The 25,438-nt window shown below is 67.6% G+C and carries 14 protein-coding genes and 6 pseudogenes; 9 read left to right on the top strand and 11 right to left on the bottom strand.

The features are described 5' to 3' along the window. A partial coding sequence (locus EP26_RS23975; protein WP_043342360.1) for a CBS domain-containing protein occupies positions 1-213 on the bottom strand: 213 nt, incomplete at its 3' end. A gap of 11 nt (positions 214-224) precedes the next feature. After that, the gene (locus tag EP26_RS33570) at positions 225-458 is read right to left on the bottom strand and encodes a hypothetical protein (protein ID WP_084112892.1); all 234 of its coding nucleotides are present in this window, start codon (positions 456-458) and stop codon (positions 225-227) included. Positions 459-590: 132 nt separating this feature from the next. Between EP26_RS33570 and EP26_RS23970 the strand changes: the two genes are divergently transcribed. The 4 genes and pseudogenes from EP26_RS23970 to EP26_RS23955 all read left to right on the top strand — a co-directional run bounded on the left by EP26_RS23970 (position 591) and on the right by EP26_RS23955 (position 3,807). Continuing rightward, positions 591-1,421 (top strand): sulfite exporter TauE/SafE family protein, encoded by an 831-nt coding sequence (locus tag EP26_RS23970; protein WP_043342359.1) that lies wholly within the window; start codon positions 591-593, stop codon positions 1,419-1,421. A gap of 266 nt (positions 1,422-1,687) precedes the next feature. Next, a complete protein-coding gene (locus tag EP26_RS23965) occupies positions 1,688-1,951 on the top strand; it encodes a hypothetical protein (protein WP_043342357.1) in 264 nt (87 codons plus the stop codon). 37 nt (positions 1,952-1,988) lie between these two features. Continuing rightward, positions 1,989-2,647: pseudogene (locus EP26_RS23960) on the top strand (IS630 family transposase); the annotation flags it as partial. A gap of 158 nt (positions 2,648-2,805) precedes the next feature. Continuing rightward, positions 2,806-3,807 (top strand): annotated as a pseudogene (locus EP26_RS23955) (IS481 family transposase). A 69-nt stretch (positions 3,808-3,876) separates the two neighbouring features. Here EP26_RS23955 and EP26_RS37680 read toward each other — a convergent pair. From EP26_RS37680 to EP26_RS35225, 4 genes and pseudogenes are all read right to left on the bottom strand, one after another. Next, a pseudogene (locus tag EP26_RS37680) lies at positions 3,877-4,065 on the bottom strand (helix-turn-helix domain-containing protein); the annotation flags it as partial. A gap of 302 nt (positions 4,066-4,367) precedes the next feature. Then, complete coding sequence (locus EP26_RS23945) at positions 4,368-4,568, bottom strand: response regulator (protein WP_157033723.1); 201 nt, start codon at positions 4,566-4,568, stop codon at positions 4,368-4,370. A 914-nt stretch (positions 4,569-5,482) separates the two neighbouring features. Further along, positions 5,483-5,653, bottom strand: a complete 171-nt coding sequence (locus EP26_RS35230) for a hypothetical protein (RefSeq protein ID WP_281177111.1) — start codon at positions 5,651-5,653, stop codon at positions 5,483-5,485. Positions 5,654-5,718: 65 nt separating this feature from the next. Then, complete coding sequence (locus EP26_RS35225; protein ID WP_157033721.1) at positions 5,719-5,913, bottom strand: hypothetical protein; 195 nt, start codon at positions 5,911-5,913, stop codon at positions 5,719-5,721. Positions 5,914-7,444: 1,531 nt separating this feature from the next. Between EP26_RS35225 and EP26_RS37675 the strand changes: the two are divergent. Beyond that, a pseudogene (locus EP26_RS37675) lies at positions 7,445-7,706 on the top strand (IS630 family transposase); the annotation flags it as partial. Positions 7,707-7,872: 166 nt separating this feature from the next. Here the strand turns inward: EP26_RS37675 and EP26_RS32380 are convergent. Beyond that, entirely contained in the window at positions 7,873-10,845 is a 2,973-nt protein-coding gene (locus EP26_RS32380) for a GAF domain-containing protein (RefSeq protein WP_052389602.1), read from the bottom strand. Positions 10,846-11,042: 197 nt separating this feature from the next. On the opposite strand from EP26_RS32380, the gene EP26_RS32375 reads away from it, so the two are divergent. The 3 genes from EP26_RS32375 to EP26_RS38255 are packed head-to-tail and all read left to right on the top strand — an operon-like array spanning position 11,043 to position 15,062. Then, on the top strand, positions 11,043-14,669 hold the full coding sequence (locus EP26_RS32375; RefSeq protein ID WP_084112888.1) for a PAS domain S-box protein: 3,627 nt from the start codon (positions 11,043-11,045) through the stop codon (positions 14,667-14,669). 10 nt (positions 14,670-14,679) lie between these two features. Continuing rightward, entirely contained in the window at positions 14,680-14,838 is a 159-nt protein-coding gene (locus tag EP26_RS38260) for a response regulator (RefSeq protein ID WP_281177110.1), read from the top strand. Positions 14,839-14,846: 8 nt separating this feature from the next. Next, positions 14,847-15,062, top strand: coding sequence for a response regulator (locus EP26_RS38255; RefSeq protein WP_281177109.1), 216 nt, complete (start codon positions 14,847-14,849; stop codon positions 15,060-15,062). Positions 15,063-15,262: 200 nt separating this feature from the next. On the opposite strand, the gene EP26_RS23920 is transcribed toward EP26_RS38255, so the two are convergent. The 4 genes and pseudogenes from EP26_RS23920 to treZ all read right to left on the bottom strand — a co-directional run bounded on the left by EP26_RS23920 (position 15,263) and on the right by treZ (position 24,335). Next, complete coding sequence (locus EP26_RS23920) at positions 15,263-15,874, bottom strand: SDR family oxidoreductase (protein ID WP_281177108.1); 612 nt, start codon at positions 15,872-15,874, stop codon at positions 15,263-15,265. Positions 15,875-15,893: 19 nt separating this feature from the next. Continuing rightward, positions 15,894-16,076 (bottom strand): annotated as a pseudogene (locus EP26_RS38250) (SDR family NAD(P)-dependent oxidoreductase); the annotation flags it as partial. Beyond that, positions 16,073-18,883 carry a malto-oligosyltrehalose synthase gene (gene treY, locus EP26_RS23915; protein WP_043342354.1) on the bottom strand — a complete coding sequence of 937 codons (2,811 nt, stop codon included), beginning with the start codon at positions 18,881-18,883 and terminating at the stop codon, positions 16,073-16,075. The gene treY and the pseudogene EP26_RS38250, both read right to left, overlap by 4 nt. After that, the gene (treZ, locus tag EP26_RS33555; RefSeq protein ID WP_245624496.1) at positions 18,876-24,335 is read right to left on the bottom strand and encodes a malto-oligosyltrehalose trehalohydrolase; all 5,460 of its coding nucleotides are present in this window, start codon (positions 24,333-24,335) and stop codon (positions 18,876-18,878) included. Before treZ ends, treY begins: the two co-directional genes overlap by 8 nt. A gap of 308 nt (positions 24,336-24,643) precedes the next feature. Between treZ and EP26_RS23905 the strand changes: the two are divergent. After that, positions 24,644-25,438, top strand: a pseudogene (locus EP26_RS23905) (glycogen debranching protein GlgX); the annotation flags it as partial.

Here is a 25,438-nt window from a genome sequence, read left to right as displayed (position 1 = left end):
CACCTCCCGTATCCGCACCGCGGCGGAATCCAGCCCCTTGGCGACAACCCGGTAGAGGATATCGCGGTCGGTGACGATGCCCTGGAGCCTCTCTGCCGTGCCGACCGGCAGCGCGCCCACCTCGAGCTCGCCCATCATGACCGCCGCATCCGCCACCGTTGCCTCCCCGTCGATGAACTCGGCGTCGCGGCTCATCACCTCGGATACCTTCATCGCATTCCCCCTCAGGACGAGGCGGCCGGGTCGGCGCCGGCGCGGAGCTTCAGCGCGCTGTCGATCTGCGCAACAAGCCCGGAGAAATCCACCGGCTTCGCGTGATAGTCGTCGCAGCCCGCGCCGAGCGCCTTGTCCCGATGGTTCGCTGCGCAGCAGGCGGGTAACGGCGGCGAGCTTGCACCGGGCCGAGAAGCGGCGCTCCGGCCCGGCGCGGCCCGAGGGGTGCCGGGGGCAGCGTTCAAGGCGCACACGTGCCCCAGGCGTGCCGGTGGCCGAGCCGCACCACCCCGTCAGCGCCGATGGGAGGGGCACCGTGACGAGATGGGACGCCCCCTGTATAGGACGAGCCCACCCTCCGAGGAGCCTGTGCCTCCATGCAACACCTGCAGGACCCCTACTGGCTCGCGGGGCTGGCGGCTGCCATGGCGGCGACAGGCTTGGTGTCGGGCACGCTGGCTGGGCTGCTGGGGGTGGGCGGGGGCATCGTCATCGTGCCGCTCCTGTTTAACATCTTCCCCCTTTTCGGCGTGCCGGAAGCGGTGCAGATGAAGGTGGCGGTGGCGACCTCGCTGGCCACCATCGTGCCCACGTCCATACAGTCCGCGCGCAAGCACCATGCCAAGGGGGCGATGGATGTGACGCTGCTGCGTTCCATCTGGCCGGCCATGCTGGTGGGCGTGGTGCTCGGCACGCTGCTGGCTGTGCATGTGCGCGGGGAGGGGCTGACCGCGGTCTTCGCCCTGGTCTCCCTCCTAGTGGCGCTCAACATGGGCTTCACCGGGGTGAGCTTCTCCATTACCGACCGGGTACCGGACGGGCCGCCGCGCCAAGCGATGGGCATCGGCATCGGAGCGGTCAGCGCCATGATGGGCATCGGCGGCGGGACGCTCGGCGTGCCCATCCTCTCCATGTGCGGGGCGCCGATCCGCTCGGCGGTGGCCACCGCCTCGGCCTTCGGGCTGATCATCTCCGTCCCCGCTACGCTGGGCTTTATCCTCGGCGGCTGGGGCGACCCGCGCGTGCCTCCGATATCGCTGGGCTATGTCAACCTGGTGGGGCTCGCGCTCATCGCGCCGAGTTCCATTCTGGCCACGCCCTGGGGGGTGCACCTGGCGCACACCATCCCTCCGTTATGGCTGAAGCGGGCCTTCGCCGTGTTTCTGGCGGCGACCTCGGCACGAATGTTTTACAGCCTGTTCACCTGACCGCCGTCTTGGTCGGCACTCACGCCAGGAGCATCGCCGCGTCGTCGAGAGGTGGGACAGGGCGCCGAGAGCGCGGGCCGGGTGCCGCGAGCATCAGCCTTCCCCCACTCCTCTTAGTCCCTCACGGCCTCGATCCGGCCCATCACGTCGTCCTCGCGTCGACCTCGGCAACGGCGCGGGACCGGCGCCTGGCTTCCTCGGCGAAGCCCTCCACGTGCTGCACCGAGGGGCCCTGGCGCGCGTGCGGCCGCACTGACACCGGGGAGGTGCGCGAGCAGCGGATCGCGCTGGCCGGGGCGGCCGAACCATGGCGCCGCATCGAACTTACCTTGGACACACCGACCGAGGCGGGTGAGAGCACCATCCGGCTGTGGAGTAACCTGCCCGAACGGGTCGACGCACGGCAGATTGCCCGGCTGTACCGCCGGCGGTGGTGCGTGGAGTGCATGTTCCAGCGGCTCGAGGCAGTGCTTATACCAACCGCCGTTGTCACTGACTCGTATGTGATCCGCCGTTTGCTGCGTTCGTGATTCGCTGTCGCCCAGGGTTCGATTCGGGAGGCTTGGAATGGCGGTGGCGATCACGCGGCAGGACTTGTCTGCGGCTGCCCTGAGGCAGGCCGCCGTCCGCAGCCGGGACGCGAACGCAGCGCGACGCATGCTGGTTCTCGCCCTGGTACTGGAAGGGCAGTCGCGCACGGACGCGGCCGCAACCTGCGGCATGGACCGGCAGACCCTGCGCGATTGGGTGCACCGCTACAACGCCGAGGGCTTGGCAGGCCTGGTGAACCGGCGCGCACCGGGCCCCACGGCACGGCTACTGACCGAGCAGGAGGCCGCGGTGGAGCGCTGGGTCGAGCAAGGGCCCGATCTGGAGCGCGATGGTGTGGTGCGCTGGCGCTGCCGCGACCTGCAAGAGCGGATCAGGCGTGAGTTCAAGGTCAGCCTGCACGAGCGCACGGTGGGCAAGCTGCTCACCAAGCTCCGCTTCCGGCGCTTGTCGGTCCGCCCTTCCCATCCGCAGAGCGACCTGGCCGCGCAAGCGGCTTTTAGGGGGGCTTCAGCGAACTGGTAAAGGCGGCCATCGCTGAGGTAGCGCACGGCACGCCCATCGAGGTCTGATTTATGGATGAGGCCAGGGTGGGCCAGCAGGGCACGCTAACCCGCATCTGGGCCAAACGCGGCACGCGTCCGCGTGCGGTGCGCGATCGCCGCTACACCTGGGCTTGCAAACTGGCGACACCGCCCTCGTTATAGTTGCGTTAGCTCCCACTTGATCTGACATTCAGTGTTGGTTTCGGAAGGTTGGAGCCGGTGGGTGGGACGCGGTCCTTGCCCCGAGCTCGGACCGTGCCCCGCCCACCGGCGGGACGGAGACCCCGGAGATGACACAGGAACAGAAGATCATTCGTGCCAAGGCCGGGCTGCTGGAGCTGGCCCGCCAACTCGGCAATGTCAGCCAGGCCTGCAAGATGCTCGGCTACAGCCGGGACAGCTTCTACCGGTTCAAGGAGCTCTATGACAAAGGCGGCGAGGTCGCGCTGGCCTAGATCAGCCGCCGCAAGCCCATCCTAAAGAACCGCACGCCCGCCGACGTCGAGGAGGCGGTGGTGGCCATCGCCATCGAGCAGCCCGCCTGGGGCCAGGTGCGGGTGGCCGAGGCGGTGAAGCGCCGCGGCTTGTCCATCTCCCCCGCCGGGGGTGCGCTGCGTCTGGCAACGGCACGACCTCGAGACCATGAAGAAGCGGCTGAAGGCGCTCGAGGCCAAGAGCGCCCAGGATGGGCTGGTGCTCACCGACGCCCAGATCGCCGCCCTGGAGAAGGCCAGGCAGGACAACGAAGCCCACGGCGAGTTCGAAAGCGCTACGTCGGCACGATGAAAGGGGTTGGGCGGATCTACCAGCAGACCTTCATCGACACCTACGCCAAGGTGGCCTTCGCCAAGCTCTACGACCGCAAGACCCCGATCACCGCCGCCGACCTGCTGAACGACCGCGTGGTGCCCTTCTACGACGAGCACGAGGTCAAGCTGCAGCGGGTGCTGACCGACCGCGGCACCGAGTTCTGCGGCAGCCCAGAGCGACACGAGTACCAGCTCTACCTCGCGGTCGAGGACATCGACCACACCAGGACGAAGACCAAGAGCCCGCAAACGAACGGCATCTGCGAGCGCTTCCACCGCACCGTGCTCGACGAGTTCTACCGCACAGCCTTCCGCAAGAAGGTCTATCTCAGCATCGCGGAGCTGCAGGCCGACCTCGACAGCTGGGTGGCCAACTACAATACCAGCAGGCCTCATCAGGGCAGGTGGTGCTACGGCAAGACTCCGATGCAAACCTTCCTTGACGCCACCCCACTCGCCAGGGAGAAAATCATGCGCCACTGACCACGGCAGACACGCTCATCGGCTCACACAGCCAACGCCGTCTGTCAGATGAAGTCCTAGCTAATACAGAACCCAGTCCCGCAGGGTCTGCCGATCCATGCCGCACTGCTCGGCCGCCTGCTGCCGCGATACACCCTCCAAGACCAAGGCAACCGCCAGCAATCGCCGCACCTGGGCCGGATCCTCACTCGCACGAGCCGCCGCCCGCAGCTGCGGCGGCGTAAACTCGTCCCGGGTCACCGCCACTGCCGCACCCATGAGGCCCTCCCTGCCGAATCGACACAGGGCTCATCGAATCAGCCTGTCAGCAGCCCGAGAAGACACAGAAGAGTCAGTCCCAAATCGGGTTGGTATAATGCAGTCCGCTGACCCGCGTTGAGCGAGACTTATCGCACGTGATTCAGAGCTTGCCGTTATGGCGGACATCCGCCGAATTCCCGGCCTGACTGGGGCGGAGCGGGGGCATATAGGTCAGGCCGGGATGGTAGAGGACGCTGAGGCCGCCCTGTTGAAAGCGGTTCCCGCTGAGATAGGTGGCCAGCAGAGTGGTCAGGTTCCAGCTACACCCGGCTGAACATCCGCTCGACTGTGCTCAGGACCTCCTCGGTGATGTAGGGCCTGCACAGGATGGCGACGACGTTCACGCGATCGGACTCCCGCCTGGGCATGGAGCTCAGCACAATGACAGGGATCCCGGCTAAGCTCGGGTCGGCGACCATGGCCGCGAGCATCTGTGCACCGCCCATGACCGGCATCATCATGTCGGTCGTTGACCCCAATCTATTCGACGGCGGGGAACCGCTCGATAGGGCCTGATCCCGGCCTCGACAGAGCTGCTCTGCCGCATGGGTTCACGCCGGCGGGACTTGGTATCGGGGGAGTAGGACGGTAGCGATACGCGCTAAAAATTTCCTTCAGTCCTCTTGAAGAGCCCTTTGGTATGAATACTTCGCTGACCGTCGAGGCGAAGCCAGCTGATCGTCAGTGCGATACGCGCCTTCCGACAAAACTGGGAGTCCTGGGCCGCGGAGCTAAAAGATGAGCGAGCTTACGGAATCACACAGTCACTTCGCTGAATTTGGATCGCGTCTGCCTCATGGTCTGCAAAATGGACGGGCCACACGCAGCACCGTATTCACGCACCCTGATCAAGTGGTGAATGACCGGAAGCTAACCCATGCTGAAAAACGCGAGATCTTGGCGTCATGGGCGTCGGACACCCGCGCCGTGATAGACCAGCCTGCTTTGCGGCAGCTGGATAGCGGGGCTCTCGTATGGGTAGAGGAGATTTTCCAGGCACTCAGATCCCTGGACAGGGCAGAGCTAGGGCTGGATCGCGCAGGCTCCGAGAACACTGTTGCCCTGCGGCAGAACTCTGGGCACCGCAACCGGCGGGAACCTCCGGTGCAGCGTAACGGGCGCTTCCGGTGGGATAGTCCTGATGATGACAATGACCCTCCGCCCTGCCCGGCGAGGGCGCCTGTCCCAAATCAAGGCCCCCCACCGTGCCCGGCAGTCGCTGCCGCCTCAGCCCATCTAGCCGCAGCGGCATAGAGCGGTCTGAGGCTTCGCACGGGCACCGCAAGGCGACACCATAACTGACGCCGAAGGTGCGGCCTGCCTGCCCTTTGGACAGGGAGGCGTCTGTAAACGCCTCCCTCGCCGTTGGACACGATCACGGCGTCCTCGCCTCACGCTGCCTCGGCGAGGCGCGCGAGCCCGTCCGCCGCACCACCAGCCCATCCATGCCTGCAGAGACCTTGAGCGCCTCGCCGTCATGGATGCGGCCTTCCAGCAGCAGGTTGGCTAGCTGGTCCTGCAGGTTCCGCTGGATCACCCGCTTCAGTGGCCGAGCCGTCCTGTTGCATGGGTCAGCGGCCTGGACGTACTGGTTCCTGGTCGCATTCGGGATCAGGCGATGCGGACATACTCCGGCCGTCCGCGCTTGAGCATGTGGTTCAGCACCTTGGCAGCAATGGCCATCTCGGTCGCTTGCCGCCCGTCTGTTTGCGAGCGCAGCCCATCACCAATGACGCGCTTCCATCTTGAAATGTCGGCCTCCACCAGAGCACGCCAGTTGTAACCCGAGGCCCTCTGCCAACCCATGCGGCCGCGCCCGGCAATACATAGGAGATGCGTGTCCCGCTGCGTGGCCCATCCGTGCACCACGCTCCTCTCAGTGGCAACTTCACCCCAAACCGGGTCAGGTCTCAGTGGCAATTAACAGACGACTGCTCCACGTTGGCCCACAGACGTGGAGCCACCATGGACACCAAGCTATGCTGTTCATGGTGCGGCGCGAGGCTGCACAGCATCGACTTGCGGTGCCGGCGGCGGTTGAGGCATCAGCTACGTGGCCGCCTTTTGGCGGAGACAGCCCAGTCAAGCCGCTCACCCGCTCCGCCGTCTCAGCCCGCAGAAATGGTCAGAGACGAGCTTGGCTTTCAGAGCAGGAGTGCTTTTCGAGATCAGACTTGTTCGCCGCTGGTCGTGCCTTCAGACGGTGCGTCATTCCTTGATTCGCTATCTAGCGCAGTTTGGTTGTCCATCGAGGATGCTTCCGGCGCAGGCTTTTTCCGAGCGCTGGACCGGCGCGCGGCGGCCTTCCTAGGTTGCGGGGCTGCTACCGCAGTAGCTTTGGGTGCGACGCGGCGTGAAGCTGGACGCTTTGTGGCCTTCGGTGCAGAGACTTCAGGCGCCTTCGTCGAGCGTGCCGGTTTAGATGCGGTGGGCGGAGCCTTTCGGGCGTTTGCAGTGCGCGACGACGAGGCTGCTTTGCGGGGCGCGGGTGCTGCCCTACCGCGGGCAGACTTGGCCTTCTCCTTTTCTCGGGTGGCCTTCTCCTTGTCTTTACGGGCTGTCAGCTTTTCCCGGATCGCGGCCAGCGCCGCCTTTGCTACCTGTGACCGGCCAGCATCGGGCGTTGCGTCCAGGCTTTCGAAGAAGGCTTTGACGACCTTGTTTGTGCCGCGTGGAGCAGCTGTCTCTGACTTTGCCATTGAATTTTGTTCCCCTACATTGGCTGGCATAACACTCATCTGCCACGATCACACAATTTTTCGGTGCCCTTAAGGGGTTCTTTGCTTGCGTCTGCTTTTCGCGTTTGGGATCAGACTTGCGCCGCTGTCACTGTTGTTCGTATATTTTGACTTATGTTAGGTGCAGTTATACCTACGAATCTTCTCAATCCAGCTACTAGGGCAGAACCTTGATACCTCTGCTAGGCGACAGCAGAGGAAGGCCTGAACTGACTCAGGTGTGAAGCCCGAATACACCGGGTACCGGCGGAATAAGCGCATGAGCCAGATGGCGTCTTCCGATTCGAGGTAGATTTTCAGCAGCGTGGCGGGATGGTCGCCGGGCCGGCCAATTGTCTCGGGCACCATACCTTTGAAGCGGAACCCCGCTGTACTGCGGCAACGCAGGATCAAGCCGTCAGGGAGGCTTATCGAGGGTGAGACAACCTTCTCGACACGACGTGCTGCGCCGCAAAGATCCAGGCGCTCGACCGGACCCAGCCCGGGCTGCCGCTGAAGAAGGGCCGCTGCGGCACCTTAACGCATGATTACATCCGGATCGCCTGATCCCGAATGCGACCAGGAACCAGTACGTCTAGGCTGCTGACCCATGCAACAGGATGGCGCCGGGCGCGCATGCCGTGCTGCTGCTCGACCAAGCCGCATGGCACCTGTCGGATAGGCTCGAGGTGCCGTCGAACATCACCCTCATCCCGCTGCCGCGAAAATGCCCTGAACCTGCGGAGCAGTGCTCCGCAGCCGGTCGAGAACACCTGGCAGTTTATGCGGGACAACTGGCTCTCGAACCGCGTGTTCCGCTGCTACGACGACATCGTCGACCACTGCTGTCGCGCCTGGAATCGCCTCGTCGGGCAGCCCTAGACCATCATGTCCATCGGACTGTGCGATTGGGCCCATGGGTTCTGATCAGCAGGATTTGGCATCAGCCAAGGGTAGGTGGCGAGCTTGGGCATCATCAACCCAGCTTGGCCCAGCCGTTCCGTTTCGAATAGAAACCGACGACTTGGCGGTGCCCTGGGGCAGGGTTTTATTCCCAGCTAATGGCGGCACATTCGGTCGCCGTGAGCCCGTCGGCCCGGGCCGCCAGCTCGTCTGCTGAGACCGGCTTACGCAGTAAGGCGAACGGCCCTCCCTCCTCCGCCTCCCGCAGGGCCGGTATCGTGCCGTCCTCCACATAGCCGGTGAGCAGCAGGACCGGCAGCTCGGGCCGCCGACGCCTCACCTCACGCATGAGCGCCAGCCCGTCCATGCCCGGCATGGCGAAGTCGGTCACCAGCAGGTCGAATGGCTCCGCAGCCTCCAGTCGCACCAGCGCTCCCGCGGGACCTTCGGCCTCCTCAACGACCCAGCCCCGTCCCGACAACTCTGCCGCGAGGGTCCGGCGCACCAGGGGCTCGTCGTCTACCAGCAGCACGCGTCGTGGTTTAGCGGCACCCGTCGTGGCCATCGGCGTCGCGGCCGATGCAGCCGAGGCAGCGTCGCCCCTCTCGGTCCCGAGCTGCGGCGGCTCGCCCGCTGGGGCGGAGGGCAACCAGAGTGTGACTGTCGTGCCAAGGCTCGGCTTGCTGCTAACGGCGAGACCGCCGCCGGACTGCTCGGCAAAGCCCTTTGCCATGGCGAGGCCAAGCCCGGTGCCCTTGCCCAGCGGCTTGGTGGTGAAGAAGGGCTCCGCCGCCCGCGCCAGCGTCGCTGCGTCCATGCCGGTGCCTGTGTCGGTGACGGACACCCGGAGGTAGGTGCCAGGCTTCAGTCCTGCGGGATGGGTCAGCGGGTCCGAGACCGCCTCGCACACTGCTGATAAAGTGAGCTTGCCGCCGCCCGGCATCGCATCGCGGGCGTTGGTGGCCAGGTTGACAATCACCGTCTCGAGCTGCCCCCGGTCGGCGAGCACTGGCGGGAGGGGGGCGGCGGCCTCGACCCGCACCTCGATCCCGGCCCCGAGCATATGCGCGAGCACCTCGCCTAGGTCGGCGAGGAGCGCGCCGGTGTCAACCGGCTCGACTCGGAGGTCGCTGCGCCGGGCAAAGGCGAGCAGCCGCCGTGTGATGGAGGCACCGCGCTCGGCAGCTTCTGACGCCATGCCCGCGAGCTGGCGGACGCGGCTGGGGTCCTCCGCGTGGCGCGCGGTGAGGCGCAGGGCGCCGGCGACGGCCTGGAGGACGTTGTTGAAGTCGTGCGCGATGCCGCCTGCGAGCTGGCCTAGTGCCTCCATCTTCTGCGCCTGCGCAAGCCGAGTCTGTGCCACTTCGCGCGCCGACACCTCCTCGCGCAGCCTCGCGTTTGCCTCCTCCAACTCGCGCGTCCGCTCGGCCACGCGGCGCTCCAGCGCCTCCCTGGCACGGGTCGCATCTTGGAACAGGCGGGCGTTGTCCACCGCAATCGCCGCCTGGGCTGCGACGCCGGTCACCAACCGCTCGGCGCGTCCGGTGAATACGCCTGGCTCAGGGTGGCCAAAGAACAGCCCACCGATGACCTCGCCCGAGCGCGAGGTGACCGGCACGGCCAAGTAGGAGCGGACCGGGAGGTGGCCCTCGGGCATGCCCCGGAACGGGGCATTGCGCCCGAAGCGGGGATCTTGCATCACATCGGCGATACGCACCACGTCCTCGCCGCGGAAGGTTGGCCCGAAGAGCGCCGTGGCACGCGGGAGAGGAAAGCGCGAGAACGCTTCCCGCGGCGCACCCGAGAGGGTGTAGAGCGTGTAGTGGCCACCCTGAGGGTCGGGCGCGTTGTAGAAGAAGGCGCCAAACTGGGCCCCGCTTAGCTCGGTCGCGGCGTCTGTGACGGCTTGGAGCAGACGGTCTAGGTCGAGTTCCGCCGCGAGCAGGGCACCTATGCGGTTGAGTGTCTCAAGCGAGCGGGTCTCCTCGCGCAGCGCCTCCTCTGCTCGATCCCGCTCCTCCGCCCGGTCCCGGAGCCCCTGTGCCGCGACCTCGATTGCTTCGCCGACCAGATCAACCTCGCGGATCCGGGTGGGCTGCGCCGCCGGGGTATCGCCCCGCCCCAGCCGAAGAGCCGCATCTGCAAGCTGCCGGATTGGGCTGGCGACGCCCCGCCCGGTCCACCAAGCGAGCAGCGCCGACGTGATCAGGGCGGCGGCACCGACGGCGGCGAGCGCCCAAAGCGAGCGGTGGAGTGGCGCGCGCACTACCGCGACCGGAACCCCGACGGCAGCACGCCAGCCCGAGAGCTGGGACCGACTGTAAGCGGCGACCACGGGTTGCCCGGTGGCGGTGGTGCCCAGCCACGTGCCGGCCTCGCCGATCGCATTTCGGCGGAGATCCTCCGTCGCCAGCCTGCCCACGAATTCCGCGTTGCGCCCCGAGCGCGCGACGATCAGGCCGGCATTGTCGACATAGGAGGAGGTCCAGCCCTCGGGCAGCGCTTGTGGCCTGAGCACCTGCAGCGCCACCTCAGCTGGCAACACGAGGCTAAGCAGGCTCGCCTGGGCGGCGGCCTGGCGGACCGGCAGCACGATGGCGAACTCCGCCGAGCGCGTGGTGGTGTTCACCAGGAGGTCCGAGACGGTCGGCGTTCCCTTTTCGAGAGCGTGGCGGTCTGTGCCGGCAAGGGCCTCCGGCGTCGGTGGCAGCGGCGCCCCCCAGGCCAGACGCGTGTCGACGAGCGGCCGTCCGGTCGCGTCGCGCAGCACTACAGCGAAGCCCTCGAGCCGCCCCAGCTCGGCCGCCTCAGCGTGAAAGGCCGGCAGGTCGCCAGAGCGCAAGTGCGCCGATAGGGACAACATGCGCAGGGCGAGGTGGTGCGCCTCCAGCTTGCGGTCGAGCGTCTCCGCCCGATGCCGTGCGGCCTCTCGCACCTCCCCCTCGACCCTGGCGCGCTCGGACGCAGCAAACTGCCATAGCAGGACGCCGCCGAGGACAATGGCTGGCAGAAGAACGGCGAGGCCGAAGGCGAGCAGACGGGCAACGAGCGGCAGGCCGTATGGGCGCCGCTCCCCAGATCTGCCGTTTTGGGCCGCGTCTGGCGAACGGGGATGCATATCGCCTCTCTCCCGGCCAGGCGCGTCGTGGTCAAAACACGTTAGCGCGGCGGTACGCCATCGCCCCCACGGGACGCAATTGCGCGCGGCGTTCAAACGCCTACCCTTAGCTGGGAACTTCAGAAAAGCCATGGATGATTAATGGCTCGCACGCCTAGGCTGCTGAACGCAGCGCCGCGGGCTGCGTATAGCCCTCCATGGAGCAATCCCGTCCGGTTCCCCCCGCCCAAGTGCATGCCTTTGCTGTAACCGGGAGCGTTGACTCCCCAGACGCAACACTCCCGTCGGGGCTGACACTGCGCGACAGCGAGGCCTTCCTCCGCTCATTGTTTGACGCCAGCACCGACTGCCTCAAGGTGGTGGACCTGGAGGGCCGCCTCGAGTTCATGAATGCCAACGGCCGATGTCTGACGGAGGTCGACGACTTCGAGGCGGTTCGGGGGCGTGAATGGGCCGAGCTCTGGCCTGAGGCGATGCAGGGGAGTCTACGCCAGGCGCTAGCTGAGGCGCTTTCGGGCAAGCCTGCCCGGTTCGAAGGCTTCTGCCCTACCGCCAAGGGCACCCCGAAGTGGTGGGATGTCGCGGTCTCGCCGGTGCGGGATGCGGAGGGGCGGGTGGTGCGCGTCATTGCGTCCTCACGCGACATCACTGGGCGGCAAGCAACCGAGGCAGCCCTGGGGGCGAGTGAGGCACGCTGGCGTAGTCTGTTCGAGCGCATGGGCGAGGGCTTCTTCCTTGGCGAGGTGATCCGCGACCCTTTGACTGGCCACGCAACGGACTTCCGCTTCCTGGAGGCGAACCCGGCCCTTGAGGCGCATACGGGGCTTCGCACTGCGGAGATCCTCGGCCGCCCGGCGCGGGAGGTGGTTCCCGACCTCCCGGGCTGGCTGTTCGAGACCTATGCGCGGGTGGCCGAGACCGGTCAGCCCGAGCGATTTGATCTCCATATTCCTGCTCTCGGTGGTCGTTGGTTTGAGGCACGCGCGCACCGGGCCGAGGGCGAGGGGCGCTTTTCCGCACTGTTCATGGAGATCACCGACCGCAAGCGGACTGAGGAGGATCTGCGCCGGCAGCTCTGGCTGACCGAGGCGATCACCAATAACGCCGCCTCCAGCCTGTTCATCATGGACGAGCAGCAGCGATGCGTGTTCATGAACCCGGCGGCCGAGGCCATGACCGGCTACAGGCTGGAGGAGATCAAGGGGCGGACGTTGCATGAGGCGGTGCACCACACCCGGCCCGACGGCACCCACTTCCCGATCGAGGAATGCCCGATTGATCGGGCCTTCCCAGACCGCATGCGGGTGCAGGGTGAGGAGGTCTTCGTCCACAAGGACGGGCACTTCTACACCGTCGCCTTCACCGCCAGCCCGATGCTGGAGAACGGCCAGCCGGTCGGCACCGTGATCGAGGCGCGGGACGTCACCGAGCAACAGCGTGCTGAGGCAGCTGCGCGAGAGGGAGAGCTACGCCTGCGGCTGGCTGTCGAGGCGGCCGATATAGGCATCTGGGACTTCAACCTTTCCACAGGCGATCTGCGCTGGGACACCAGGTGTAAGGCGCTGTTCGGCCTGCCGCCCGAGGCCCCAGTCTCCTACGAGGGTACCTTCCTGGCAGGCCTGCACCCAGAGGACCGCGAGCCGGCCGACGCAGCGGTCCAGGCGGCGTTGGCTCCTGGGGGAGCAGGCGCCTTCAGTCTCGAGTACAGGACGGTCGGCCTCGAGGATGGGGTTAAGCGCTGGATCGCGGCCAGGGGGCGGGCCGTGCTCGAGGACCGGCGAGCGGTTCGTCTCATCGGCACGGTGCGCGACATCACAGGCGGCAAGCGGGCGGAGCTGGCGCTGCGGGAGGCGGAGGAGCGCTACCGGCTGGCGGCACGCGCCACCAACGACGCGATCTGGGATTGGGACCTGCCGACGGACCACATTCTCTGGAATGACGCGGTGTCCACGCTCTTCGGATACGGCCCGGAGGATGTCGGGCCGTCAGGAGCATGGTGGAAGGAACACATCCACCCAGCGGACCGGGAGCGGGTCGTGGCTGACATCCACGCCGTGATCGACAGCGGCGGGGCGCACTGGCAGGAGGAGTACCGGTTTCAGCGGGCGAATGGCAGCTATGCCGATATCCTCGACCGCGGCTTCCTGCTGCGCGACGCGGCCGGGCGGCCGCTGCGGATGATCGGCGCCATGCAGGACATCACCGCGCGCAAGCGCGCCGAGCAGGCCATAACCGCGGCTAAGGAGGCGGCCGAGGAGGCGAACATGGCCAAGAGCCAGTTCATCGCCAACATGTCGCACGAACTGCGCACGCCGCTCTCCGCAGTCATCGGCTATGCCGAAATGATGCAGGAGGAGGCGGCCGACCTCGGCGAGGCCGGCGAGTCCATGTTGAGCGACCTGCGCAAGATCGACGCCAATGCCCGACACCTGCTCTCGCTCATCAACGACGTGCTCGACCTCTCGAAGATCGAGGCGGGCAAGATGGAGGTGCAGCCGGAGGACTTCGATGCGGCGGAGCTCGCACGGGAGGTGGCGTGCACAGTGCAGGCGCTTGTGGAAAAGAAGGGCAACCGGCTGGAGATCGATCTCGCGCCCGACCTGGGCGCCATGCATTCGGACCCGCTGAAGCTGCGGCAGTGCCTCATCAACCTGCTCTCCAACGCCGCCAAGTTCACCGAAGGCGGGCGGATCACTCTGCGGTCGTGGCGGGCGAGCGACGAGGCTGGCTTGGACTGGCTGGAGTTCCGGGTCACCGATACCGGCATTGGCATGACGCCCGAGCAGCTGGAACGGCTCTTTCAGCGCTTCACCCAGGCGGACAACTCCACCACTCGTCGGTTTGGCGGCACCGGTCTTGGCCTGGCCATCACCCGGGCGTTCTGCTCCATGCTCGGCGGAGACATTGCCGTGGACAGCATCCCAAACCAGGGAACCACCTTTGTCATGCGTCTGCCGGCCGACCTGCGGCAGGTCCGGGTGTCAGAGGACGCGCCCGCAGTTGCCGCGGGTGAGGCGGCAGCCGAGGAAGCAATCCCAGAGGACGGCAGTGCCGGCCTGGTGCTCGTGGTGGACGACGATCCGGCGACGCGCGACCTGTTGGCGCGCTTTCTGCGCCGGGAGGGCTTCGCGGTGCGCAGTGCCGCTGATGGTGAGGCGGGCTTGGCCATGGCGCGCGAGCTCCGGCCCGCGGCGGTGCTGCTGGACGTGATGATGCCTCGGATGGATGGGTGGGCCGTGCTCTCGGCCCTGAAGGCGGATCCGGAGCTGTCCGAGACCCCGGTCGTGATGGTGACCATTGTGCAGGAGCGGGGACTGGCCTTCTCGCTTGGCGCCGCGGACTACCTGACCAAGCCTGTGCGCTGGGCGCGGCTGAAGGAGGTGCTCGGCCGCTACCGCTCGCAGCCTTCTGCCAACTGCGCGCTGGTGGTGGAAAACGATCCGGCTACCCGCGGCGAGCTGCGGCGCCTGCTGGAGGCAGAGGATTGGACGGTCGCCGAAGCCGCCGACACCGCGGCGGCGCTGCGGCAGATGGAGGCGCCGGGCCCGCCGCCACCCGGCTTGGTGCTGGCCGCCGTGCCGGGGGCGGGAGGCGAGGGCTTCGCATTGATCCAGGAGATGCGCTGCAGGCCCGAATGGCAGGCCATCCCCGTGATCGCGCTTGCCGAGGGTGAAATATCGGCTGAGGAGCGCGAGCGCCTTCGCGGCCAAGTGCGGCGCATCCTCCCGGCGCAGTCGGGGCTGCCGGCGGAACTGGTCGCGGAGCTCCGCCGCATAGCCGCTCGATGTCCAAATACGACCATTACCGCAGCAGCCCAGGTATAAGGACGCCCGCATGACCAAGATCCTCTTGGTGGAGGATACCGAGGACATCCGCGAGTTCCTGGCCCACCGCCTGCGCCGGCGCGGCTTCGAGGTCGAGCTGGCGGAGGATGGTGAGGCCGGGATGAGGGCTGCGCGCCAGCGTCGTCCGGACCTGGTGCTGCTCAAATGAGCATGCCGGTGAAGGACGGATGGACCACGGCGCGCGAGCTGCGGGCGGACCCAGCCACGGCCTCCATCCCGATCGTCGCGCTGACGGCGCATGCGCTGGCGGGTGACCGGGACAAGGCGCTCGAGGCGGGTTGCAATGACTACCACCCAAAGCCGGTGGAGTTCTCGCGGCTGCTCGAGCAGGTGGAGGCACTCCTGAGGGGTACAGGTCCGACCGGAGGCTGACGCAGCCGCCGGTCGGGGTGGGGTGAACTGGTGGGTGCCGCCGAGATGGACCTCGAGCCAGCCATCGAACAGGCGGACCCGCAAGCGATGGCCGATCAGACGCGAGGGGACACTGTAGAACACCTTGCGCAGCTGAAGCTGGTGGACGACGGACAGCAACGCCGTACGTCGCCGCGAGTAGTAGACCGCAGCGGCAGTGCCTACCCGCCCTCCCAGAAAGCCGGGTACAGCGTCATGCCACCATCAACGTAGAGCGTGGTGCCGACGACGTAGTCGGACTCGTCCGAGGCGAGCCAGACTACCGCCTTTGCGATATCCTCCGGCTCGCCGACACGGCCATAGGGGATCAGGCGCAACAGCTGCGCTTCCGCCTCAGGCGTCTCCCAGGCCTCGCGGTTGATCGGCGTGCGGATGGCACCGGGTGCAATGGCGTTCACCCGGATCCGCTCCGGCGCCACCTCCTGTGCCAAGCTCCGCATCATAAGCGACACGCCGCCCTTGGAGGCGGCGTAGTTCACATGCCCGGCCCAGGGGATCACGTCGTGCACGGAACTCATGCAGATAATCTTGCCGAGCGCGCGGGAGAGCTCCGGTCGCATGCCGCGGCACCGGAAGGCGCGTACCGCCTCCCGCGCGCAGAGGAACTGCCCGGTGAGGTTGGCATTCAGCACATCGTGCCACCGCTCCAACGTCATCTCGGCGAAGGCTGCGTCCCGCTGCCGCCCGGCATTGGCGACCAGGATGTCCGGCGGGCCGGAATGCCGCTCCGTTTGACAATAACAAAGCCTCGACCTGCGCCTCCTGCGAGACATCGGCTTGCACGGCCACGGCCCGGCCGCCAGCTGCGATGATCTCGGCTGCCAGTGCCTCGGCGGTCTCTGCGCCGGAGTGGTAGTTCACGACAACCGCGGCGCCGGCCATCGCCAGGGCTCGTGCAGCACCAGCGCCGATGCCGGAGCTGCCGCCAGTGATGATGGCGGTCTGCCCCGCGAGGGGCTGCGCCGCGCCGCTCATGCCTGGCCCTCCGTATCCGGCACCAGCACGGCAACAGGCAGGTCCGCCAGCACTTCCTCCGCCGTCAGCGCGCTGCCGCCGGCCCCGAGCCTCCGCCCGGTCAGCAGGTCGCGCCAGCCGACCATGCCTCCCATCTGCGGCGAAGGGATGGTCGTGTCAGCCCAGCCCTGATCCAAGGCCTGCCGGGCGGGAAAGCGGGACGCGGCTACCAGCAGCCGGTCGTCACCATGGCTGCGGAGGAAGACGCAGAGCTGGTCGGCCTTCGTACCGGTCGCGGCCAGCGGCTCGTAACCGCCCTCGGCGAAGAGCGTCGCGTGCTCTCGCCGGTACGCCAGCAGCTCGGCGGTGAGGGCGAGCTTGGCCCGTCCGTCGCGCCAGTTCTCCAGCATGCCCAGCATTGCCGCGCGCCGGTCCTGTGCCATGGCTGTGCCCACCTCTTCCAGCACCTGGCGTCGCAGCTCGTAGTCCACCGGCCGGCGATTATCGGGATCGACAAGGCTGAGGTCCCAGAGCTCGCAGCCCTGGTAGATGTCAGGCATGCCCGGCAGGGTCAGCTTCAGCGCCGTCTGTACCAAGCTATTGCGAAAACCAAGCCGTGCCACCTGATCCTGGAAGGGCAGGAAGGCGTCAAGGAAGGCGGTGGAGCGGGAGGGGTCGAGCGCCTCGCGGAGGAAGCCGAGCATTCCCTCCTCATAAGCCGTGTTTGGCGCGGCCCAGGTGGTGTGCCGCTTGGCCTCGCGCATGGACTTCACCATGGCGCCTTCCATACGCTCGGCGAAGCCGCGCAGTGCCTCCGCGTCCGGCATGCCGGTGCCAGTCAGCTCCGCCGGCCAGGCGCCGAGCAGGAGCTGGTAGAACAGATACTCGTCGTTGCGGTCCGGTGGAGCTGTGCCCTCCACATCGCCGCGACGGGCGCGCAGGATGCGGCTCCAGCTCCGTAACTGGCGCGCCCATTCCTCCGGCATCTCCGACAACACGGCGAGCCGCGCCCGCGTGTCCTCACCACGCTTGGTGTCGTGGGTGGATGTGCCGAGCATGGCATGCGGCCAGCGCATGGCGCGCTGCGCATTCGCCTTGTGGAAGGCAGGCAGGGAGACGCCGAAATGGTCAGGGTGCCCGCCCACCTCGTTCAGCGCGACGAAGCGGTTGTACCGGTAGAAGGCCGTGTCCTCGAGGCCCTTGGCCATCACCGGGCCGCTGTATTGCTGCACCCGCATGGCGAAGCGCACGACGCTGTGCCGGCTGAAGCCGCTGCGCGGCTCCGCCACCAGATCGGTGGTCAGCAAGCGGCACAGGAAGTCGAAGACGCTCGGATCAAGGTCGGTCTCATTCCGCCGCGCTTGGGCGATGGCCCAGTCGATATCGCGCCGGTCGGCCTCATTGGGCGAGGCTGCGCCATCCACATAGGTGCGGTAGACCGGGAAGCAGGCGACGATCTCCTTCAGCGCGCGCTGCAGGATGTTGCGCGTGAAGTCCGCCGTGCGCGGGTTCTGCCGCGCCACCCGTGCCGCGTCTCGAGCGAGCACATTCAGCTCGCTCGCCATCTCGTTCAGCATAATGCGGAGCTTGCAATCGCGCACCGTCTCGGCGAAGGGCTCGCTGCTGCGGATGAACTCTGCATAGATCTGGCTGAAGCTCTCCTCGGCCGCTGGGTCCACCAGCAGGCCGAGAACGAGGTTGGCGAACTCGTATCCGGTCGTACCCTGGACCTGCCAATCCTCACGAAGGACCTCGTGGCGCGACAGGATCTTTTCGACAACGAGGTAGAACGGGCGCGGCGCCGCCTCCCGCAAGCGGACTAGGTAGCCCTTAGGATCGAGCAAGCCGTCCACATGGTCGATCCGGAGCCCTTCCACCGTGCCGTCTTCCAGCAGGGAGAAGACGAAGCGGTGGGCGTGGTCGAAGAGCTCCGGCAGTTCCATGCGCAGCCCGGCGAGCTCGTTGATATTAAAAAAGCGGCGGTAATTGATGTCGTCAGCGGCGACGCGGAAATGGGCGGCGCGCCAGTGCTGGTCTTGGATCAGGGTGTCCAGCGCCCGCCAGGTCTCGAGTTTGCCGGGCTGGCCATTCAGCCGCCCGACAGCAGCCTCGACCGCCTCCCGCACATCGTCCCGTCCCCGCACCAGTTCGGCGAGTTCAGCCTGTAGGTCTCGGGCCCGGGCATGGACGCGTGGACGCCAGTTTGGCAGGCCGGAGAAGGCATCGCCGAGCCGCTCCAGCTCCGGGTGTTCGTCGCCCAGCACGCGCTCATAGTGGAGCGGGCAGATCGGCAGCTTGTGCGTGCCATAGGCCCAAACGGCGAAGCTGCCCGCCTCCGGCTCGAAGCGGAGCTCGAGCTGGCCGGACTCCAGCACCACGCCGTACTGGTCGCCAAGGAGTGGCACGAGCAGCTTATTGCGAAGGTAGCGCCGGTCCGGATCCCAATCGATATCGAACCAGCCCGCGTAATCGGAATCCTCGCCCCACTCCAGCACATCCAGCCACCAGGGATTGTCGGCACCGCCGACGCCCATGTGGTTCGGCACAAAATCGAGCACTTGACCGAGACCGTTCTCGCGAAACGATGCGGCCATGGCACGGAACTCCGCTTCGCTGCCCAGTTCAGGGTTCAGCATGCCGTGGTCCACGATGTCGTAGCCGTGCGAGGAGCCCGGTCGTGCCTTCAGGTAGGGCGAGGCATAGACATGGCTGACGCCGAGGCGCGCCAGGTATGGCGCCAGCGCTGCCGCATCCCGGAAGCCGAAGCCGGCATGGAATTGCAGACGGTAGGTCGCACGCGGAATCGGCGGTGAGCCGGTCTCAGGCATTGTCGAGGGGTCCTTCGGATTGGGCGACACCGCGCTCGGCGCGGAAGATCTCGGCGATGTCGATGAAGCGCGGGCGGGCGGCGAGTTCCTCCAGCGTCATGGAGAGGCGGCGGCGCCAGTTCGGGTGCTCGTCCGAGGTGGCCGGCACGTTCACTGGGTCGGCCTCGTCCGTCAGGTCGTCGATCTGCGCCATGGCCAGCATGGAGGGAGTGCGGGCAAGGAAGGCATGCGCCGCGCGGACCAGGGCCCGGATGTCGGGCTCTCCCCCTGGGAGCAGGTTCTCGCGTCGCAGAGCCCGCAGTAGAGCGGCGCGGTCGCGCTGCCGCGCTTGGCGCTGGCGGCCTGCCTCGTCCGGCTCGGGATAAAGGCCGAGGCGCTCCCTGAGATCGATGTCGCGCCCCTCCCACCAGCCGCGAAGCGTCGGCAGGTCGTGGCTGCCGACCACGGCGAGGGCCAGGGGTGGATAGGCCTCGGGCGGCAGGAAATCGCCGGTGCCGCCGTCCTGCTCGAAGAAGAGTACGCGGTAGGAGAGGATGTTCGCCTCCGCCATCCGCTCTCGGAACCCTTCGGGCACGGTGCCGAGGTCCTCACCGACCACCAAGCAGCGCTGCCGGTGGCTCTCCAGTGCGAGGATGCCCACCATGTCGTCCATGGGATAGCGGACATAGGCGCCGACTGAGGGCTTCTGCCCCTGCGGTACCCAGTAGAGGTGCTGCAGCCCCATAACGTGGTCGATCCGCAGGCCGCCGGCATGGCGCATATTGGCGCGAACCAGGTCGATAAAGCTGCGGTAACCCTCCTCCCGCAGCGCGCGGGGGTGGAAGGGAGGCAGCCCCCAGTCCTGGCCGGCTGGGTTGTAGATATCGGGCGGCGCCCCGACCTGCGCACCGGAGACAACCGCGGCCGCATCCGCCCAGGTCTCCGCGCCGGCACGGTCGGCGCCAACCGCTAGGTCGCGGTAGAGGCCGACCGCCATCCCTCGCTCGGCCGCAGCCGCCGCGGCAGCGCCAAGCTGCGTATCGGCGACCCATTGCAGCCAGAGGAGGAAGTCGAGACGCCGGCGTTTCTCCGCGGCGAAGGCTGCGACAGCAGGGGAGTTGGGGTCGCGGTACTCCTCCGGCCAGGCATGCCAGTCCGCATGCGCCGGGTCGCGGCCCGCGAAATGCTCGCGGAGCGCGAGGAAGAGGCAGTTGCGCTCCAGCACCTCTCCCCGCTCGCGCCGGAAGGCCTCAAAGGCCTGCCAACGTGCCTGATCGGTGGCGGTGCGGCAGCTGTCGAACAGTGTCTCCAGCACCGAGAGCTTGATGGCCGTGACCTCGACATAGTCCACCAGGGGCTTGGTGCGGCAGGCCTCGAGGTCGGCGCGGAAACCTTCTGAGACGATCAGCTCCCGCGTGTCTGGGCAGTCCAGCAGCTCCGGCACGGCCATGACGTCAATGTTGAGGATGTTCAGCAACAGCCGGCTGGACGGCGAGTAGGGGCTGGCGTGCTCCGGATTGTCGGTGAACAGGGCATGCAGCGGGTTGAGACCGATCACGTCTGCTCCGTGGGCGGCGGCCAGCTCCACCAAGCTACGCAGATCGCCGAAGTCACCGATGCCCCAGTCAGTGGCCGAGCGCAGCAGGTAGAGCTGCGCCGCAATGCCCCAGAGCTGCCGCCCCTCTGCCACTGCCGATGGTAGCCAGCAGTGGCCGGGCGAGACGACCAGGGTCGTGGCAGCTCCGCCCGGCTCGAGGCTCAGGCGATGGTAGCCCCAGGGGATGTCACCCCTGAGCGTTAAACGCCGGCGCTGCAGCGCCTGCCCGTCGAGATCGCCCTCGGCCAGCAGCGGCAGCTGCGCGAAATTCGCACAGCCTGCGTGCTCGCCGCCCTCCTCCAGCGTGAGGAGCCAGGCGAGCTCGCCAGTGCCTGCGGGAAGGGTGATCTCGATAGCAAGGGGAACAGCATCGGCGCGCAGCACCGCGACAGGCGGCAGCGGTTGCTCCCATTCCGCGCGCTCCAGCGCGCCCAATGCCGCACGTGCCGCCGCCTCGTCTGCCGCCTGCACGCCCATGGCGGCAAGCAGGCTGCGTTTCGTCTCCGTAGCTGCGCGCACTATCTCGCCGCGCGCGTTGCGGAATTCGGGCTCGATCCCCATGCGCTCGGCGAGTTCGTCTAGCGCGCCGTCGTCCGAACCCTCCTCGATGGACCAGCGCACAGCCCAGGGGCCGAGCTCGCCTCCCTCGTCCGGCTCGCCCTCTCGCCAGATCACCCGGCCCGACGCGGCGGGGAAGCCCTTCACCCGTGCACCGGAGAGATTGGCCGAGAGCGTTAGGGTGCCGCCGCCGTCGAGCGGCCAGCGCACCGCCACCGCACCCTCGCCGAGCACTTCGTAGCGCCCGCCGGCATCGATACCGGCGAGGCGCGGCACGATCTCGGCATGGCGCACGGCGATCGCCCGGCGGTACCAGTCGAGCCAGCCGGCATGCTCCGGCCGGGCGGCGTCCTCCCAGCGCAGCTTGGCGGCGGCGAAGGTCGCCTCCGCCGTCGGGTCGGGAATGCGCTCGCGCATCGCCGGGTCCTGGAACTCAGGGAAGCGCGCGAACTCCTCGCGCCGCCCCTTGCGCACCGCCTCGGCCAACTCCGGCCCAAAGTCGGCAAAGAAGGGAAATGGCTGCGCCGCCGCCCATTCCTCGCCCATGAACAGCATCGGCACCTGCGGCAACAGCAGGTAGACAGCGGCCACCGCGCGCACTGCCTCGGCCGGGGCGAAGTGGCTCAGCCGGTCGCCGAAGGCGCGGTTGCCGACCTGGTCGTGGTTCTGGATGAAGGCGATAAAGGCGGTGGGCGGCAGCGCGGCGCTCGGCTCCCCGCGCGCATGGCCGCGATAGGGCATCGCTTCACCCTGAAAAGCGAAACCCTCGGCCAGGGCGCGGCCGAGCTTGTCCGTGTCGCCGTGGTAGTCTGCGTAGTAGGCCTTGGACTCGCCGCTGGCGGCCACGTGCAGCACATGGTGGACGTCGTCGTTCCACTGTGCCGTGTACCAGCAGGGCCGGCCCCCCTCGCCGCGCACCAGCCGGCTCGCCTGGTTCTCCTCATTCTCCAGCACCAGATGGACAGGGCGGTTCGGCACCGCGGCGCGCACGTGCTCCGCCAACTCTTCCAGCAAGTGCTTCGGGCTGTCGTCCAGGATGGCGTGCACTGCGTCCAGCCGCAGCCCGTCGAGGTGGAACTCCTCGATCCAGTAGAGGGCGTTGTGGATGAAGTACGCCCGGACCGGGCCGCTCTCGGACCCATCCATGTTGATGGCGGCGCCCCAGGGCGTCTTGTGCCGGTCGGTGAAGGCCTCGCAGGCGATGGCGTGGAGGTAGTTCCCCTCCGGCCCGAAGTGGTTGTAGACCACGTCGAGCATGACCATCAGACCGCGCTCGTGCGCCGCCTCCACCAGGGCTTTCAGGTCCTCAGGGCGGCCATAGCTGGCATCGGGCGCATAGGGCAGCACGCCGTCATAGCCCCAGTTCCGCCGGCCCGGGAAATCCGAGACCGGCATGATCTGGATGGCCGTGACGCCGAGCGAGACGAGATGGTCGAGCCTGTCGATGGCGGCGCGGAAGGTGCCCTCGGGCGTGAAAGCGCCGATGTGCAGCTCGTAAACGATCGCCTCCTCCCAAGGGCGGCCGCGCCAAGCTGTGTCGCGCCAGGCATGAGCCGCAGGATCGATCACCTCACTCGGACCATGTACGTCCTCGGGCTGGTGGCGGGAGGCCGGGTCAGGTACGCGCAACCCATCCGGCAGGACGAAGCGGTAGCGGGTGCCGGGACCTGCCCGGTCCGTCACCAGTTCATGCCAACCCTCACCGGCGGGCTGCATCGGCAGCGGCTCGCCGGCATCCAGCTCCAGGCCGATCTCTGGGTGCGACGGCGCCCAGAGCCGGAAGCGGACCTGCCCCTCTAGCAGGGTCTCGGCGCTGAAGGGCATGCGGTGCACGCGCGTTGTCGCAGCAGTGGCATTCACATCGAGCAGAGCGAGCACGCCCTTGAGCGGGATGGCGACCCAGTCCGGCCGGTTGGCGAGCTCGTAGGTCACCTCGTAGAGCGCCTTCTCCAGCATGAAGAAGCGCACTATGCGCTCGGCTGCCGCACGGTCATCCGGGAGGAAGGCGCCGCCGCGCGCTGCGTCCAGGTAGGCGTCGAGGTAGGCGCGCGAGGCCTCCACCTCCCAGGCCGTGAGGCGCCCCTGTGCCGCCGCCCGCTCCCCCTCCGGCAAGGCGCGCCCCGCCACCGCGGCGGCGTAGGCCAGCGAGCGCAGCATGCCGGCCACGTCGCGCAGCGCCGCGTGTTTGGCGCGGCGCTCGCTGAGCGGCCGCAGCGGCTCGCCCTCGAAGTCCACAATCACCGCATCGCCGTCAGCGACTAGCACCTGACCGAGGTGGTAGTCGCCATGGTGCCGGGCCTTGGCAAAGTCCGGCACCCCGGCGAGCGTCGCCCGCAGCCCCTCCTGCAATGCGCCACGGCGGACGAGCAGCCTCTCCGCCATCTCTCGCGCCTCCCGCACCAGCCGGTCCCGCGCCGCCACAAGCCCATCCAGCGCGCGGTGCGCCATTGCCTCCGCCGCGCCGACCCAGGCCTCTCGGTCCTCCGTCCGCACCGGCTCCGGCCGGAAGGCCGGGTCAGCCGTGTTGATGGCAAAGGCGCGGTGCATCTCCGCCGTCCGTCGGCCGAGCCGCCGCAGCCATTCTGTGGCCTCGCCCCCACCCTTGGGCTGCGACAGCCTGTCGAGCAGCCAGGACCAGCCATCCCCTTCATTGGGCACGAAGGCCTGCAGGACGGACAGGGTGACGGCGCCGGTGCCGGTCATGCCATCCAGCTCGGTCCAGCCGAGCATCGCCGGGGTTGCGGCGAAGCTTGCCTCGCCGGTGAGAAAGCGGCCGACCTCGAGCTCCGGATGGACGCCCTCCTCCAGCTTGCGGATCACCTTCAGGATCGCGCCCTCGCCGATACGGATCGAGGTGTTCGACTGCTCGGCGCTGCCCCGGCGAATGGCCCAGTCGCCGCTCGGCTCGAGCCCGGCCAGCGCGAGCTGCTCCGTCCGCCCCGTGCGGAGCCGCCCGGAGCTGGAGACCTCGCCGCCGCGCAGCAGAGCCTCCACCCAGGCACGGACGAAAGCGTCCACCGAGAAGGCCTCAACCAGCCGCAGTTCGCCGCCAACCCCACCGCCCTCCAGCCCGGGTGCTGCGATCACCTGCGCGGCTTCCGCCGCCGCGGCCGGAACCAGCGCGAGAGGCACAAAGAGATGCAGCGGCGCTTGCCCGGGCGGCGTGACCCGCCAAACGGCGGCCGCGGCCGGCTTGCCCGGCACCGGGAAGGGCAGTAGCGCCAAGAGCGTGACTGCCGGCCGGCCTGCATCCTTGGCTGGATACCAGCGCTGCCTCAGCAGGAAGTCCGGCAGGGCGGCCAGGGCTGCCGTATCCAACCCCTCAGGCCAGGCTGCACCTGGATTGGACACAGCGGGATCGTTCTCGGCAGGGCGATGGGGCGAGGATGACACGGCGGACCTTTGGAACTGGGGCGGAGCTGACGAAACAGCGAGCCACCTTCAGTGTTCCGGATGGGGGTCAGGAATAATCCTGACCCAGCCGCCATTGATCTCTTGGAGGAATTCACAACTGGCCGGAAACGGACGCGATCTCGCTCTGTTCTGCTGCGGCACACGCACAGCGGGACTGAGGTATGGACGCGCGAGTTTCGACACCGGCGCCACGAGTGGCGCAGCGGGTAAGGATGCGGGAAGGGCTGCCCTTTCCGCTGGGTGCGACCTGGGATGGGCTGGGGGTGAACTTCGCCCTGTTCTCGGCGCATGCGACCAAGGTGGAGCTCTGCCTGTTCGACGATGCGGGGGAGCAGGAACTCGAACGGCTGGAGCTGCCGGAATATACCGACGAGGTCTGGCACGGCTACCTGCCCGATGCGCGGCCCGGGACGATCTACGGCTTCCGGGTGCATGGCCCCTACGAGCCGGAGGCAGGCCATCGCTTCAACCCCAACAAGCTGCTGCTCGATCCCTACGCGCGGACCATCGTCGGCGAGTTGCAGTGGGGTCCTGAGATCTTCGGCTACCAGCTTGAATCGGAGGACGACCGAACCTTCGACGAACGCGACAGCGCTGCACTCATGCCGAAATGCCGCGTCATCGATCAGGCCTTCACCTGGGGCCGCGAGCGCAGCCCGGCCGTCCCCTGGGACCGCACCATTTTCTACGAAACCCATGTGAAGGGCTTCACCAAGCTCCGCACCGACCTGCCGGAGGAGATGCGCGGCACCTATGCCGGCCTCGCTGCGCCGGAGGTCGTTGCCTATCTGCGTGGCCTCGGCGTCACCTCGGTCGAGCTGCTGCCCGTCCACACCTTCGTCAATGACGGGCCGCTGGTGGACAAGGGGCTCACCAATTACTGGGGCTACAACACCATCAGCTTCTTCTCGCCGGCGCGGCGCTATGCCCGCAACCCGGCCTTCGCCTTCTCCGAGTTCAAGGAGATGGTTGCCCGGCTGCACGACGCCAATCTCGAGGTCATCCTC

This window comes from Belnapia moabensis DSM 16746 (genome assembly GCF_000745835.1).
Lineage (GTDB): Bacteria > Pseudomonadota > Alphaproteobacteria > Acetobacterales > Acetobacteraceae > Belnapia > Belnapia moabensis.
This window is presented reverse-complemented; position numbering and strand designations above follow the sequence as displayed.

Excerpts from the sequence above, each read along its gene's own strand:
- EP26_RS23920 (WP_281177108.1), bottom strand. The coding sequence starts at position 15,874 with ATGTCTCGCAGGAGGCGCAGGTCGAGGCTTTGTTATTGTCAAACGGAG.
- EP26_RS23945 (WP_157033723.1), bottom strand. The coding sequence starts at position 4,568 with ATGATGATGCCGGTCATGGGCGGTGCACAGATGCTCGCGGCCATGGTC.
- EP26_RS32380 (WP_052389602.1), bottom strand. The coding sequence starts at position 10,845 with ATGCATCCCCGTTCGCCAGACGCGGCCCAAAACGGCAGATCTGGGGAG.
- EP26_RS38260 (WP_281177110.1), top strand. The coding sequence starts at position 14,680 with ATGACCAAGATCCTCTTGGTGGAGGATACCGAGGACATCCGCGAGTTC.
- EP26_RS32375 (WP_084112888.1), top strand. The coding sequence starts at position 11,043 with ATGGAGCAATCCCGTCCGGTTCCCCCCGCCCAAGTGCATGCCTTTGCT.
- treY (WP_043342354.1), bottom strand. The coding sequence starts at position 18,883 with ATGCCTGAGACCGGCTCACCGCCGATTCCGCGTGCGACCTACCGTCTG.
- EP26_RS23970 (WP_043342359.1), top strand. The coding sequence starts at position 591 with ATGCAACACCTGCAGGACCCCTACTGGCTCGCGGGGCTGGCGGCTGCC.
- EP26_RS35225 (WP_157033721.1), bottom strand. The coding sequence starts at position 5,913 with ATGGGTTGGCAGAGGGCCTCGGGTTACAACTGGCGTGCTCTGGTGGAG.